This window comes from Chitinophaga sp., assembly GCF_039596455.1.
Taxonomy (GTDB): domain Bacteria; phylum Bacteroidota; class Bacteroidia; order Chitinophagales; family Chitinophagaceae; genus Chitinophaga.
This window is the reverse complement of record NZ_JBCNJR010000001.1, coordinates 302,771-316,311: the sequence shown is the minus strand read 5'-3', so window position 1 is coordinate 316,311 and position 13,541 is coordinate 302,771. Positions and strand designations below refer to the sequence as shown.

Sequence of the window (13,541 nt, the reverse complement as noted above, 5' to 3'; positions counted from 1 at the left end):
GATCACGCCATGAATAGTGTGTTTAAAATATTGACCGGGCTTTGTGCAGTTATGACCATTTCATCCTGCAGCAAGTTCCTGGACGTGAACAAGAACCCGAATGCTCCTGTGAACGAGAACCTGCCCCTGAGCGCAAAGCTGCCTGCTGCGCTGGTCAGTTCCGTAAACCAGGAAGCGGGCCAGCTCAACCAGCTAGGCGCTTTCTGGGCCGGTTACTGGGGCACCACCAGCGAAGGGGTGAACCTCTTTTTCAAAGAAAAGAATTACGACGGCCCGGCCATACGCCACCAACGTGACGGGATACCGGTTTGGGAGAACGCTTACGCCACGCTGCTGTACTATCAGCTGATCAGGGAGCAGGCAGTAAAGGAAAATGCGTTATTTTACGCCGGAGTTGCCAAAATCATGCAGGGCTGGCACTTTCTGCGCCTGGTAGACGTATACAACAACCTGCCTTTTGATGATGCGCTGCAGGGCACCGTACACCCCAGGCCGCGGTATGAAGACGGGAAAGCGGTGTATGCCAAGTCTGTAGACCTGATCACGGCCGGTATTAACGACGTCAAAAACGCATTGCCCGGAACGGAGGCAAAAACGGACGATGTTCTTTTTAACGGCAGCCGGGTCAGCTGGGCCAGGTTTGGGAATACCATCAAGCTGCGGGCACTGGTCAGGCAGAGCGAAGCAGGAGATGCGGCCTATATTACGGCTGAAATGGCTAAAATTGCCGCGGAAGGCAGCGGCTTCCTGGGAGCAGGTGAGCATGCTGACGTAAACCCCGGATACCTGGTGTCTGCCGGTAAAATGAACCCCTTTTGGGAGACCTATTACCGCAATGTACAGGGCGCCGCTACCGGCAACCTGCTTGACCTGCGGCCTACGCAGTATGCGGTAGATCAGTACGCCAGCCGTAACGACCCGCGCCTGCCGCAATTGTATGTGGCCTTGGGCGGAGGCTATAAAGGGGTGTTGTTCGGCAACCCGAACGCGGAAGAGCAATATAACCGCGCCAATACATCAGCGTTCAAAGGGCCGGTGGAAAATGGCAACCAGCCTGGCGCCGTGTTCAAATCACAGGTGCAGGCCGCCATGCTGATGGGTTCTTTCGAAAGCCTTTTCCTGCAGGCGGAGGCGGCGCAGCGCGGGTGGCTGCAAGGCGCCAGCGCACAACTGTTGTACGAAGAGGCCATCCGTGAATCTTTCAAATACATGGGCGTGAACGGATCTCTTTTCTCTGCCTATAACAGCCAGCCTGCGGTAGATTTTGCGCAGGCGGCTAACAAGATTGCCCGTATTGCGGAGCAGAAATGGCTGGCGCTGAACAGCATCAGCGGCATTGAGGCTTGGGCCGAGTACCGCCGCCTGGGCGTACCCGCCATACCCAATTCGCTGGATGCGCCTGCGCCCGATGCAAGGCCGCTGCGCCTCATGTACCCCGAAACGGAAAGGCAGAGTAACGGGGAAGAGGCCGCCAAACAGGGAAGCGATAACATTACAACAGCGCCCGTATGGTGGGACAAGTAACGGCTATATCATAACATTAATACGGGGCAACAGGCCAACCTGTTTCCTTCGTTTGTTTCATATCAAACTGGTAAGGATGGCATCCATACAAAAAAATCCGGCATGGCGGAAAGTAAGACAGATATTCAATGATATTCATCTCTGGATGGGCATTGCCAGCGGCCTCATCCTCTTTGTGGTTTGCCTGAGCGGCACCATCTACACCTTCAGTACGGAGATACAGGAAATGCTGGAGCCTGCCAAATATAAGGTACATGTACCGGCGGGCGCGGAGCGCCTCCCTGCGGAAACATTGATAGCCCGCGTGCAGGACAGCCTGGGCAAGGTAACGGTGAACAGCATTACCATTCCCGCGGAAGCCGGCAGGGTGTACCAGGTGAACGTAAAGAAGGCGGAGAAAACGGAGGGCCAGCAAGCCCAGGGCCGCGGAGACCGTGGCACCACTTACCTGGTAGACCCCTACACGGCAGAGATCAAAGGAACGCCTAAAGGCGCCGGTTCCGACTTTTTTATGGTGATGTTCAGGCTTCACCGGTGGTTGCTGCTGGACACGGAGATAGGCCGCCCCATTGTGGGATGGGCTACCGTGGTTTTTGCGCTGCTGGTCATCACCGGTCTTGTGATCTGGTTCCCGCAGCACCTCAAAGCCTGGAAACAGGGCCTGCGTATCCGTTTCAGCGGCAACTGGAAGCGTATCAATCATGATCTGCATAACACCCTTGGGTTCTACTCATCCATTCTTCTGCTGATCATGGCGCTAACAGGCCTCACCTGGTCTTTCACCTGGTACCGCACGGGTTTGAATAAAATGCTTGGCGTGCATAAACCGGAAGGCGCGGCCAAAGAACGGCCATTGCTATCAGCCCCGCCTAAAGACAGTGCGGCCGTACCACTGCCCATTGCAGCACTGCTGGCCGTAGCAGATCAGCAGCTTCCTTACACGGGGGAATACCGCATAATGCTCCCTGCCAAATCAACGGCTACTGTGCAGCTCTCCAAAGCGCGGACAGGCTTTTTTGCACCGGCCGCCGGAGACCGCCTGCAGCTGGACCAATACAGCGGAGCGGTGCTGCAAAAGGAAATTTTCAGGGACAAGCCGCTGAACGAGCGTATTGCAGCCTCTTTCAAAGCCCTGCACGTAGGGAACGTGTACGGTACCTTTTCGAAGATATTGTATTTTATTGCCTGCCTCTTTGCTACCAGCCTGCCGGTAACGGGTACGCTGATCTGGATCAACAAGCTGCGGAAAAAACCGGCCAGGAAGAAAAAGCCGGTGGCCGTAATGCTGGAGGCGCAGTAAGCCGCATCAACCTTTTACCGCCAGCAGCAGCTCCAGGTCTGTGTATTTCAGCTTGAACTTTTCACTGAGGTGATAATTGGTGAGGGCGCCTTTGTAAAGGTAGATGCCGTTGCGCACGCCCCGCTTGATCCATACCAGGTTTTCAAAACCGCCGTCATCAGCGGCTTCCAGCAGTAGCGGCATCAGTACGTTGCTGATGGCCTGTGAGGCGGTGCCGGCAAACCCGGAGGGAATGTTGGGCACGCAGTAGTGGATCACGTCGTATTTTTTGAACACGGGGTTTTCATGTGAGGTGATCTCCGAAGTTTCAAAGCAGCCGCCGCGGTCTATGCTTACATCTACTATCACGGAGCCGGCTTTCATATGGCTGACCATGGATTCTGTTACCACAATGGGCGTACGGCCGCTCTGGGAAGAGAGGGCGCCTACGGCCACGTCTGCATTGCGCAGTTGCTCCGCCAGCACGCGGGGCTGGATAACGGAGGTGAACACACGCACGCCGATGTTGTTCTGCAGCCTTTTCAGCTTGTAAATATTGTTGTCGAACACCTTTACCGAAGAGCCCAGGGCCAGCGCCGTGCGGGCCGCAAATTCACCTACAATGCCGGCGCCTATGATCACCACCTTGGTAGGCGGAATACCGGTAACGCCGCCCAGCAGAATGCCTTTGCCGCGGTTGCTGTTGCTCAGGTACTGGCCGGCAATGAGCATTACGGCCCCGCCTGCAATTTCGCTCATGGCGCGTACAATGGGGTAGGTGCCCGCATCGTCTTTCAGGTTCTCGAAAGAAAGCAGGGTAATACGTTTGTCCATCATCTTCTGCAGCTGCTCTGCTTTCAGTACAGACAGGTGAATGGGGGAGATAACTATCTGGTGGGGGTGCAGCAATTCAATTTCCTCATCGTTGAGCGGGGCGGATTTTACGATGATGTCTGCCTTGAACACTTCTTTCTTTTCATATACAATTTCGGCGCCGGCCTCTGAATAGTCAGTATCATAGAAATGAGAGCCGTCTCCTGCCTTGTGCTCTACCACTATGTGGTGGCCGTTGTTGCTGAGAATGCTCACGGCATCCGGGGTTAGCGCGATGCGGCTTTCCTGGAAGGAGGTTTCCTTGGGGATGCCTATGAACAAACGGGAATTTTTTTGTGGAATATCCAGCGTTTCTTCCAGAGGAGAATACGTAAATCCGGCGCTCACAACAGGTTTTTGCCTTTGCTCCATAATCGTAGACAATTGTATGTTAGGTCTCTGTTCAAAGATACACTTATTATTGCAGGGAAGGGGCCCTAAAATGCCCGGGGTCCACATGGCCCGCCAGCAGCTTCCGCTTATGGTCTGGCGTAACGCTGAGGAAGATATGCAGCGTTTCTTCCGGCAGCAGGGGGGCCACCAGTTCAGGCCATTCTACAAAGCAGATGGCGCTGGGGTGGTAGAGGCAATCCTCCACGCCCGCTTCCACGGCTTCTTCCAGGCTTTTGAGCCGGTAAAGGTCCAGGTGGTAAATGATCTTTTCACCCCCGTTCCCGTCTGCATACCGGTATTCGTTAATGATGGAAAAGGTGGGGCTGGCCGTGGCGTCTTCCACACCCTTGGCTGCGCATAGTTCCTTTATCAGTGTGGTTTTTCCAGCCCCCATTTCTCCGCTCAAGGCAAATAGCCGTTGCCGGGGGTAGGCTTCCCAGACCTGGCGGGCCACCTCGGGAAGGTCTGCGTGTGCAAATGTCAATCTCATACGCTTTAAGCCTTAACAAGGCTTAAAATTAGCAATTCCGGGCCATTTAAAGGCATTGGAGGGGTAAAATAGCACCCCCGTTGCATTAATATTCCCCTTCCGAAAGTGTGTTTGTGGTAATTTTATGATACAGGATTTAAGCTATGGAAACGATCAGTTGCAAGGTAAAAGGGATGAATTGCTCCAGTTGCGCGCTGACCATCTCTAAGTACCTCGAAAAAAAAGGCATGGAAGAGGTGGCTATCAGCGTAGCCACGGAAGAGCTGCGTTTTAACCTGCCGGAGGGCGCCGATGCCGGAGAAGTGATTGACGGCATCAATAACCTGGGTTATGAGGTGGTGCTGCCCAACCAGGGTAATAAAGGCAGCGTTTTTTACAATACGCTCAGCTTCAAGTTTGTGTTTTGCATGGTGTTTACAGCGCCCCTGCTGCTGCATATGTGGGTGAACTGGCACTGGCTGCACAACCCCTGGGTGCAGCTGGCGCTCACCACGCCGGTATATGTGGTGGGCATGCTGCACTTCGGCCGTAGCGCTTTCCGCTCCCTGCGCAACGGCATTGCCAATATGGACGTGCTTATTACCCTTGGCGCTACGGCGGCCTTCGTATACAGCCTGGCCGGCACCCTGCAGCAGCTGGGCCCTGATTATCTTTTCTACGAAACCACCGCCGCCATCCTCACCCTGGTTTTTTTGGGCAACCTGCTGGAAGAAAGGTCTGTCAAGTCTACCACCACCGCCATAGCAGAGCTGGCGCGCATGCAGCATACGCATGCCAAACGGCTGAATGAGGCCGGTGAGGTGGAAGAGATAGACAACAGCGAATTGCGTACGGGAGACCGGGTGCTGGTGAACGCGGGTGACAAAATACCGATGGACGGTACCATTTACTGGGGCGGCGGGCACGTGAACGAGTCCATGATCACCGGGGAAAGCGAGCCCGTAAGCCGGCAGGAGAAAGATAAAGTGATTGGCGGCACCATACTGGAAGAAGGCAATATCAAAATGTTCATTACCGCAACCGGTAAGGACACGGTGCTTTCCTACATCATCAACCTCGTAAAGCAGGCACAGAGCAATAAGCCGCCCATGCAGAAGCTGGCAGACAAGATCAGCGCCATATTTGTACCGGTGGTGCTGGGCATTGCGCTGGTAACCTTCCTGGGCTGGTATTTCATAGGCCAAACCACGCTGGCGGTAGCCATGATGCGGAGCGTAGCGGTGCTGGTGATTGCCTGCCCCTGCGCTATGGGACTGGCTACCCCGGCCGCCGTGATGGTGGGGCTGGGCCGCGCCGCGCGCAACGGCATTCTCATCAAGGGCGCCCATACGCTGGAGGCATTCCGCAACATCCGCCAGATGGTGTTTGATAAAACCGGCACCCTTACTACCGGGCGCCTGCAGATTGGCCAGTGGGAAACCACGCTGGAAGCGGAGGCCTTCCGTTCCATTGTGTTCAGCCTGGAAAAATATTCGTCCCATCCTATTGCGCGTTCTATTACAGCGCTGTGGAAAGGCGTTCCGGAAACGGCGCTGCAGCAGGTGCGCGAGCAAAAAGGCATGGGCATGCAGGCCAAAGACAAGGCCGGCAACGAATGGCAGCTGGGCTCTTACCTGATGGCGCGCCATGCCACAAAAGATGATACGCACAACATTTACCTGCTCAAAAACGGTGAGCTGGTGGGCTGGATGGACTTTGTGGACGAGTTGCGCCCTGAAGCGCCCCGCGTGATAGCGGAGCTGAAACAAAGCGGCATCCGCACCATATTGCTGAGCGGCGACATGCAGCGGAAATGTGCCCAGTTGGCACAGCAACTGGGCATAGACGAAGTATTTGCCGAACAGTCTCCCGCACAGAAGCTGGAGAAAATAGACGTGCTGATGCAAAGCGCCCCCACCGCTATGGTAGGAGACGGCATCAACGATGCGCCTGCGCTCGCAAAGGCCAGCATTGGCATTTCCCTCAGCGATTCAACGCAGGTGGCCATGCAAAGCGCCAATGTGATATTGCTCAACAACCACCTGGGAGCCCTGCCGCTGGCCATGGGCCTGGGCAAACATACTTACCTCACCATCAAACAGAACCTTTTCTGGGCTTTTATCTACAACATTGTAGCTATTCCCGTAGCCGCCCTGGGTTTTCTCAACCCTATCATAGCGGCGCTGGTAATGGGTCTTTCAGATGTGGTGCTGGCCATCAACTCCGTGCGGCTGCGGTTTAAAAAAGTGACATGACCCAAAGATTAGCGCTAAATTTGCCTGCTTGGTGACCGCACATTCCATACTGCACAAATTCTGGGGCTATCAGCAATTCAGGCCGCTGCAGGAAGAAATTATTGCTTCCATTGCAGCCGGGCGTGATACGCTGGCGCTGCTGCCAACCGGCGGCGGCAAGTCTGTCTGCTTCCAGGTGCCCGCCATGATGCAGGAAGGGCTCTGCCTGGTGGTAACGCCGCTTATTGCGCTGATGAAAGATCAGGTAGAGAACCTGAACAGGCGCGGTATTCCGGCCTTCGCTATTTACGCGGGCATGCAAACCCGTGATGTGGAAAAGGTGCTGGCATTGGCGCGGGAGGGAGAGATCAAATTCCTATATGTATCTCCGGAACGCCTGCAGAGCAAGCGCTTTCAATGGTATTGCGAAGTGTTGCCCGTGCGCCTCATTGCCGTAGATGAAGCGCATTGTATCTCACAGTGGGGATATGATTTCAGGCCCGCTTACCTGCAGATTGCCAGCATCCGAGAGCATTTTCCCAACGCGCCTATACTGGCGCTAACGGCAACGGCTACACCAAAGGTGCGCGAAGATATTTGCGGGCAATTGCAATTGCGCAACCCGGCCATATTCGTCAAAAGTTTTGCCCGCGCCAATCTCTCTTACAGCGTGGTAGAGGAAGAAGGCAAGCCCGGCCGCATGAAGCAGATACTGGACAGGGTGCCGGGCAGCGCCGTGATCTACTGCCGCAACCGGCGGCAAACCAAAGAAATTGCGGCCCTGCTCAGTGCTCAGGGCATTTCCGCCAGCTACTATCATGCCGGTCTCAGCTCCGCAGAACGTACGGCCCGGCAAGAGGCCTGGATCAATAATGAAACACGTGTAATGGTATGTACCAACGCCTTTGGTATGGGCATAGACAAGCCTGATGTGAGAATGGTGATCCATGCGGACGTGCCTGACAGCCTGGAGGCTTATTACCAGGAGGCCGGCCGCGCGGGCCGTGATGAGGAGAAGGCCTACGCCGTCATGTTATATAATGACCGTAACCTCGAAGAGCTGAAAGCCCGCATTCCGCTGCAGTTCCCCACCATGGAAGAAATAAGGGCGGTATACCAGGCGGTTGTGAACTACCTGCAGGTACCGGTAGGAGCGGAAGGGGTGTATTATGATTTTGACATCAACGATTTTGTAAAACGTTTCGGCGTTAACATCACCGTAGCCTTCAGCGCGCTCCGTATCCTTGAGCAGGAGGGCGTTTGGCAGCTGAGCGAGAGCGTGTACATACCGTCTAAAGTGGAGTTTGTGACCAGCAGGGATATGCTGTTTGAGTATGAAGACAGGCAACCTGCCCTTTCGCCGCTGATACAGACCTTGCTGCGTACTTACCAGGGCATATTTGACAACCCGGTACCCGTGTTTGAAAAACAGGTAGCGCGCATCATGCGCGTAGATGAAGCAGACGTGGTGCATGACCTTCACCTGTTGCACAAGCAAGCCCTCATCAGGTATTATCCTAAAAAAGACCAGCCGCAGCTCTGCTTCCTGGAGGAGCGGCTGCCGGCACAGCACCTGCGGGTCAACATGGCCCTGCTGGAGCAGCGGCGGAAAGCCATGGAGGAGCGCATAGCGGCCATCACCGCGTATGCCCGCAATAACAATCAATGCCGTACGCAGCAGCTGGTGGCCTATTTCGGTGAAAAAGACGCCCGGCCCTGCGGCGTTTGTGATGTATGCGTGAAGAAAGAAAAAGGGGACCTGCAGTCTAAGGAGTTCGGCCGGCTCACCACCGCTATTATAGCGGCGCTGAACGGGAAAACCAGCCTGCAGGCCCTCATGGAAAAAGTTGACGCAGAGGAAAGCAGGGTATTGGAAACCCTGCAGTTCCTGGTTGCGGAAGGTTTTGTGTTGCGGGATGAAGACGGGATGCTGTCTGCTACAGCGTAGACGCTCATTGACCTCCTGGTTGCATACAGTCCGCGATTTTACTTCATGAATGCAGGGAAACGCCTTCTTACAGCGTAACCAGCCTACCTTCCTTACTGCTCTGGAAAGCCGCCTCAATGATCTTCACCACGGCCAGCCCTTCTTCTGCCGTTACCGGGTTGGGCTTGCCTTCGCGGATGGCGCTGTAAATGCCCTGGTAATAGTCCAGGTAGTTGCCGTTGCCGCCGGGCAAAAACTCCTTCACCACCTTACCGTTTATTTCCGTGTGCAGCAGCCCCCATTCATGCGGCGCTTCCGCGCCCCAGTCTGGCGTGTCTGGCAATACACCCTTCATCAGCAGGGCTTCCTGTATATCTGATTTGGATTTGATAAAAGAGCCTTTCCGGCCATGCAGAATGTAGGCCGGCAGCGCTTCGCGCACCAGGTAGCTGGATTTGAGGCGTACACGCAGCTGGTCGTAATACAGCAGCAATTCAAAATAATCGTCTACTACAGAATCTTTGCGAATGATGCGCACATCCGCCCACGCCGCTTTGGGCATGCCAAAGATGGTCAGCGCCTGGTCTATGAGGTGGGAGCCGAGGTCGTACAGCACACCGGTGCCGGGCTCCGCCACTTCCTTATGCTTTTTATAGCTCAGCTCTTCCTTGAAGCGGTCATAATGAAATTCCACTTCCAGCACGTCTCCGAGCAGGCCGTCTTCCACCACCTTGCGCACAATTTTGTAATCACTGTCGTAGCGGCGGTTCTGATACACGCTCAGCAGCAATTTTTTGGAGGCTGCCAGCTTCAGCAGCTCTTCGCCCTGCGCCACGGTTACCGTGAAGGGCTTTTCTACAATTACATGCTTGCCGGCGTTGAGAGCGGCTTTCGTGTATTCGTAGTGGGTATAGTTGGGCGTGTTCACCACTATCAGTTCAAGAGAAGCATCGGCCATGAGGGCGTCAATGCTGTTGTAGATCTTCACGTAAGGGTAACGCTGTTGCGTGAGATGCTTGCTGCGTTCTACCACGGCCGTCAGCTCAAAGCCCGGATGCACATGAATAAAAGGCGCATGAAAGGCGTAGCCGCTGTGGCCGTAAGAGCAAAGGCCTGTTTTAATGGGTGTTGACATATTGAAAAACTATTTTATCGGATTACCGTCTTCATCAAAAAGCTGTTTCAGCTTTCTTTCTGTAAGATACAGCGGCAAAACTGAAGCTGCAACCACGGGCCCCATCAATAGCCCGATGGAGAGGGCCGGAATGTGCGCTACCCACCTGTCCAAAGGCAGGAGCAGCAACGCCAATACCAGCATGCCGGCGGCGGCGTATACCATTATTTTGCCGGAGTAGACCTGGGCAAAGTTCCAAGCAGCCTGACTTTTCATGGAGCGCCGGGTCCTGTAGCCCACCAGCGGGTTGATGTGGCGGCGGGGCCTTTTCCAGCTCCACCAGCCTACTCCGCCAAAGATGGCCGAAAGGGCGGCCAGTAACGAGAAGTTTATCATGGCCAGCGGTTTAAAAGATATTGGCGAAATTATTTCACGGGGTTGCCGGTTTCATCAAAATCCCGTTTCAGCATGGTTTCAGTAATGAGCAAAGCGGGCAGAAAGCCTGTTACTATCAGCGCCACCGGAACAATGATGGCCAAGACGATGTTGCCGTCCAGCAATGGTTCTTCGGTGAGTGCCAGCAACGGCGCAACAATCACACAAAGGAAGAGGCCGCCCCGGAAAGACCATTTACCGGAGCAGACCTGTGCGGCATCCCATGCTGCCTTGCTTTTCATGGCTCTTGCGGAGCGGTATCCCTGATAGGAGGTTTCCCGGTTTTCCCATAAGGGTTTTTTCCATCGCCAGCGTCTCAGGCCGGTGATAATGAGCCATAAACCATAGAGAAATGCAATTGCCATAAGCCTTGTTTTTTAAAACCAGCTGGTCCCCTTCTTCTTGCTGCGCCCGCCCAAACCCAACGCGCCCAACAGGCTGCGGGTAATGATGCTGGCGGCCGTTCTGCCTGCCTGGCGCGCGGCGGAGCTGGTTACAATACTTTCCAGCAAACCTTTTTCTTCCTTCTGCCTGCCTTTTTTTGCCGGTGCTTCTTCCTTGCTTTTTTCAGCCGCTTCTTCGAGCTTCGCCGTCAGCATTTCGTAGGCGCTCTCACTGTCTATTTCCTGGTTGTATTTTTTTACGAGCTTGCTGCCGGCCACCAATTGGTCTATTTCCGTGTCTGTTAGCACGTCCATGCGGGAATGGGGAGATACCAGCATGGTTGCGGCCAGCGGGGTGGGGGTGCCTTTTTCGCTCAGGCAGGTTACGAGCGCCTCACCAATGCCTATCTGCGTCAGCAGCTCGTCTGTTTTATAAAAGTCAGACAGCGGGTAGTTTTCTGCCGTTTGTTTGATGGCTTTGCGGTCATTTGCAGTGAAGGCGCGCAGGGCGTGCTGCACCTTCAGGCCCAGCTGCCCCAGCACGGAGGCCGGCACGTCCATAGGGTTCTGTGTGCAGAAGAAAATGCCCACGCCTTTAGAGCGGATGAGTTTGATGATGGTTTCTATCTGCTGCAGCAGCGCGTCACTGGCCTCCTGGAAAATGAGGTGCGCTTCGTCTATGAACATCACCAGCTTGGGTTTGTCCATGTCTCCTTCTTCGGGCAGGGTGGCATACAGCTCCGCCAGCAGGCTGAGCATGAAGGTGGAAAAGAGCTTGGGCCGGTCTTGTATATCCGCCACACGCACAATGGATATTTTGCCGCGCCCGTCGTCCCCGATGTGCATGAGGTCTTCTACTTCAAAAGACTTTTCTCCAAAGAACACCGTGGCGCCCTGCTGTTCCAGCTCTATCACTTTGCGCAGAATGGTGCCGGTGCTGGTAGTGGATATCTTGCCGTAATCTTTTTCCAGTTCTTTTTTGCCTTCATCACTTACGTACTGCAGCACCTTTTTGAAATCTTTCAGGTCAAGCAGGGGCAGCTGCTGATCGTCACAATACTTGAAGATCATGGCTACCAGGCCGGCCTGGGTATCATTCAGCTCCAGTATCTTGGAGAGCAGCACGGGGCCAAACTCGCTGACCGTGGCGCGCAGGCGGGCGCCTTTTTCATGGCTGAGGCTGAGCAGTTCTACCGGGTAGGCCGCCGGCGCCCAGGTGCCGCCTATTTTGGCGTAACGTTCTTCTATTTTGGCGTTGGAGGTGCCTGCGGCGGCTATACCGCTGAGGTCTCCCTTGATGTCCATCAGCAATACCGGCACGCTGGCATCACTGAGGCCTTCGGCAATTACCTGCAGGGTTTTGGTTTTACCGGTACCGGTAGCGCCTGCAATGAGGCCGTGGCGGTTGAGGGTTTTGAGCGGCAGCATCACGTCTGCGCCGGTTACCACTTCGCCATTGAGCATGGCGCAACCCAGTTTGAAATGCTCTCCTTTGAACGTATAGCCGTTTTTGATGTATTCGAGAAATGCTTCCTGATTTGCCATAGTATGTGTTTGATAGGGTTATTCTTCTTTCAGCAATTGTTTGGTATCTGCAATGCTTTTGAGCATCAGGTCCCTTACGTCGCTGATCTTTTTCATTTCATCCTGCAGGTACGCTTTTTTCTCTTCTGTGGTTTTGCCTTCCATCTGCATATCATAGGCATGCATCCAGGTGTTCATGGCATTGTTGGCGCTGTCCAGCAAGGCGCCGGCCTGCGTGTAGGGGGCGGCGGCTTCTTTGCTGGCGCCAATACTGTCTGCCATTTCCGTAACGCGGGTCTTGAGCCGGCGTATCACCATCATTTTGGCCATGCCCTCATCATGCACGTCCATTACCTGCCGGGCTAATGAGTCTACCTGCAGGGAGTCTGCCACGGCCGCGCTGTTGCCGGCGGGAGCGCCGCCCTGGCACGCTGCGAGGGCTAAAATGGCTGCCAGGGGCAGCATGCGGAAAATGTGTTTATACATAGCTTTTGTTTTTATCAAAGATCGGTGAGGGGGAATGCGCTTTTCAGCCGGATGCCTTTTTCCGTACTGTGCAGCAAACCGCATTCGTTAACAGGGTCATGCTCAAAATACAGTACATACTGCCGCTCGTTGGCTTCCGCCAGGAAACGTTTTTTCTCTTCCAGCGTGGTGAGGGGGAACATGTCATATGCCATTACGTAAGGAATGGGGATGTGCCCCGCGGAGGGCAGCAGGTCTGCCATATACGCAATGGTATGGCCGTTGTAGCGGATCTCCGGCAGCATCATGGCGTCTGTATGCCCAAAGGCGAACCTTACACGGATGTGGTCTGTAAAAGTTACGCCATCGCGCTGCTCTATGAATTTCAGCTGCCCGCTTTGCTGAATGGGCAGTATGTTCTCTTTGAGGAAGGAGGCCTTTTCCCGGTCGTTAGGTTCGGTAGCCCACTTCCAGTGCGCCTCATTGCTCCAGTAGGTAGCATTGCGGAAGGCCGGCACCAGCCTGCTGCCGTCCCGCTCTATGCTGCCGCCGCAGTGGTCAAAATGAAGATGGGTGAGGAATACGTCTGTGATATCATTGCGGTGATAGCCCAGGGCGGCCAGTGATGTATCGAGCGTATCGTCTCCATGCAGGTAATAGTGGCTGAAGAATTTCTCATCCTGTTTGTTGCCGATGCCGTTGTCTATCAGGATGAGGCGGTTGCCTTCTTCCACCAGCAGGCAGCGCATGGCCCAGGTACACATATTGTTGGCGTCTGGCGGGTTCAGTTTCTGCCAGATGGTTTTGGGTACTACGCCAAACATGGCGCCGCCGTCCAGCTTGAAAAGTCCTGTATTGATCGTATGTAGCTTCATCCGTAAAAGTTTGTCCGGTTATGGAGGAAAAACGGATGGATTGTTC

The 13,541-nt window shown here is 54.6% G+C and carries 12 protein-coding genes; 4 read left to right on the top strand and 8 right to left on the bottom strand.

Annotated elements, in window-relative coordinates; translation table 11 throughout:
- Nucleotides 1–9 precede the first annotated feature (9 nt).
- The gene (locus tag ABDW36_RS01195; protein WP_343700054.1) at nucleotides 10–1,524 is read left to right on the top strand and encodes a SusD/RagB family nutrient-binding outer membrane lipoprotein; all 1,515 of its coding nucleotides are present in this window, start codon (nucleotides 10–12) and stop codon (nucleotides 1,522–1,524) included.
- 76 nt (nucleotides 1,525–1,600) lie between these two features.
- Complete coding sequence (locus tag ABDW36_RS01190; RefSeq protein WP_343700053.1) at nucleotides 1,601–2,824, top strand: PepSY-associated TM helix domain-containing protein; 1,224 nt, start codon at nucleotides 1,601–1,603, stop codon at nucleotides 2,822–2,824.
- A 6-nt stretch (nucleotides 2,825–2,830) separates the two neighbouring features.
- Here the strand turns inward: ABDW36_RS01190 and ABDW36_RS01185 are convergent, their stop codons facing one another.
- Nucleotides 2,831–4,048, bottom strand: coding sequence for an alanine dehydrogenase (locus ABDW36_RS01185; protein ID WP_343700052.1), 1,218 nt, complete (start codon nucleotides 4,046–4,048; stop codon nucleotides 2,831–2,833).
- Between the two features lie 46 nt (nucleotides 4,049–4,094).
- A complete protein-coding gene (gene tsaE / locus ABDW36_RS01180) occupies nucleotides 4,095–4,559 on the bottom strand; it encodes a tRNA (adenosine(37)-N6)-threonylcarbamoyltransferase complex ATPase subunit type 1 TsaE (protein WP_343700051.1) in 465 nt (154 codons plus the stop codon).
- A 143-nt stretch (nucleotides 4,560–4,702) separates the two neighbouring features.
- Between tsaE and ABDW36_RS01175 the strand changes: the two genes are divergently transcribed.
- Entirely contained in the window at nucleotides 4,703–6,793 is a 2,091-nt protein-coding gene (locus ABDW36_RS01175; protein WP_343700050.1) for a cation-translocating P-type ATPase, read from the top strand.
- 31 nt (nucleotides 6,794–6,824) lie between these two features.
- A complete protein-coding gene (locus ABDW36_RS01170) occupies nucleotides 6,825–8,720 on the top strand; it encodes an ATP-dependent DNA helicase RecQ (RefSeq protein WP_343701695.1) in 1,896 nt (631 codons plus the stop codon).
- A 67-nt stretch (nucleotides 8,721–8,787) separates the two neighbouring features.
- On the opposite strand, the gene ABDW36_RS01165 is transcribed toward ABDW36_RS01170, so the two are convergent.
- The 6 genes from ABDW36_RS01165 to ABDW36_RS01140 are packed head-to-tail and all read right to left on the bottom strand — an operon-like array spanning nucleotide 8,788 to nucleotide 13,495.
- Nucleotides 8,788–9,834 (bottom strand): Gfo/Idh/MocA family oxidoreductase, encoded by a 1,047-nt coding sequence (locus tag ABDW36_RS01165; protein ID WP_343700049.1) that lies wholly within the window; start codon nucleotides 9,832–9,834, stop codon nucleotides 8,788–8,790.
- Between the two features lie 9 nt (nucleotides 9,835–9,843).
- Nucleotides 9,844–10,209, bottom strand: a complete 366-nt coding sequence (locus ABDW36_RS01160; protein ID WP_343700048.1) for an SdpI family protein — start codon at nucleotides 10,207–10,209, stop codon at nucleotides 9,844–9,846.
- Nucleotides 10,210–10,238: 29 nt separating this feature from the next.
- Nucleotides 10,239–10,613 carry an SdpI family protein gene (locus ABDW36_RS01155; protein WP_343700047.1) on the bottom strand — a complete coding sequence of 125 codons (375 nt, stop codon included), beginning with the start codon at nucleotides 10,611–10,613 and terminating at the stop codon, nucleotides 10,239–10,241.
- A gap of 12 nt (nucleotides 10,614–10,625) precedes the next feature.
- Nucleotides 10,626–12,176: a helicase HerA-like domain-containing protein gene (locus tag ABDW36_RS01150; RefSeq protein ID WP_343700046.1), complete on the bottom strand. Its 1,551-nt coding sequence runs from the start codon at nucleotides 12,174–12,176 to the stop codon at nucleotides 10,626–10,628.
- Between the two features lie 18 nt (nucleotides 12,177–12,194).
- The gene (locus tag ABDW36_RS01145; protein ID WP_343700045.1) at nucleotides 12,195–12,641 is read right to left on the bottom strand and encodes a hypothetical protein; all 447 of its coding nucleotides are present in this window, start codon (nucleotides 12,639–12,641) and stop codon (nucleotides 12,195–12,197) included.
- Nucleotides 12,642–12,655: 14 nt separating this feature from the next.
- Entirely contained in the window at nucleotides 12,656–13,495 is an 840-nt protein-coding gene (locus tag ABDW36_RS01140; protein ID WP_343700044.1) for an MBL fold metallo-hydrolase, read from the bottom strand.
- Nucleotides 13,496–13,541: the final 46 nt, after the last annotated feature.

Bases quoted from the DNA above. Each gene is read 5' to 3' on its own strand.
- ABDW36_RS01195 (WP_343700054.1), top strand. From the start codon at position 10: ATGAATAGTGTGTTTAAAATATTGACCGGGCTTTGTGCAGTTATGACC.
- ABDW36_RS01190 (WP_343700053.1), top strand. From the start codon at position 1,601: ATGGCATCCATACAAAAAAATCCGGCATGGCGGAAAGTAAGACAGATA.
- ABDW36_RS01185 (WP_343700052.1), bottom strand. From the start codon at position 4,048: ATGGAGCAAAGGCAAAAACCTGTTGTGAGCGCCGGATTTACGTATTCT.
- tsaE (WP_343700051.1), bottom strand. From the start codon at position 4,559: ATGAGATTGACATTTGCACACGCAGACCTTCCCGAGGTGGCCCGCCAG.
- ABDW36_RS01175 (WP_343700050.1), top strand. From the start codon at position 4,703: ATGGAAACGATCAGTTGCAAGGTAAAAGGGATGAATTGCTCCAGTTGC.
- ABDW36_RS01165 (WP_343700049.1), bottom strand. From the start codon at position 9,834: ATGTCAACACCCATTAAAACAGGCCTTTGCTCTTACGGCCACAGCGGC.
- ABDW36_RS01160 (WP_343700048.1), bottom strand. From the start codon at position 10,209: ATGATAAACTTCTCGTTACTGGCCGCCCTTTCGGCCATCTTTGGCGGA.
- ABDW36_RS01155 (WP_343700047.1), bottom strand. From the start codon at position 10,613: ATGGCAATTGCATTTCTCTATGGTTTATGGCTCATTATCACCGGCCTG.
- ABDW36_RS01150 (WP_343700046.1), bottom strand. From the start codon at position 12,176: ATGGCAAATCAGGAAGCATTTCTCGAATACATCAAAAACGGCTATACG.
- ABDW36_RS01145 (WP_343700045.1), bottom strand. From the start codon at position 12,641: ATGTATAAACACATTTTCCGCATGCTGCCCCTGGCAGCCATTTTAGCC.
- ABDW36_RS01140 (WP_343700044.1), bottom strand. From the start codon at position 13,495: ATGAAGCTACATACGATCAATACAGGACTTTTCAAGCTGGACGGCGGC.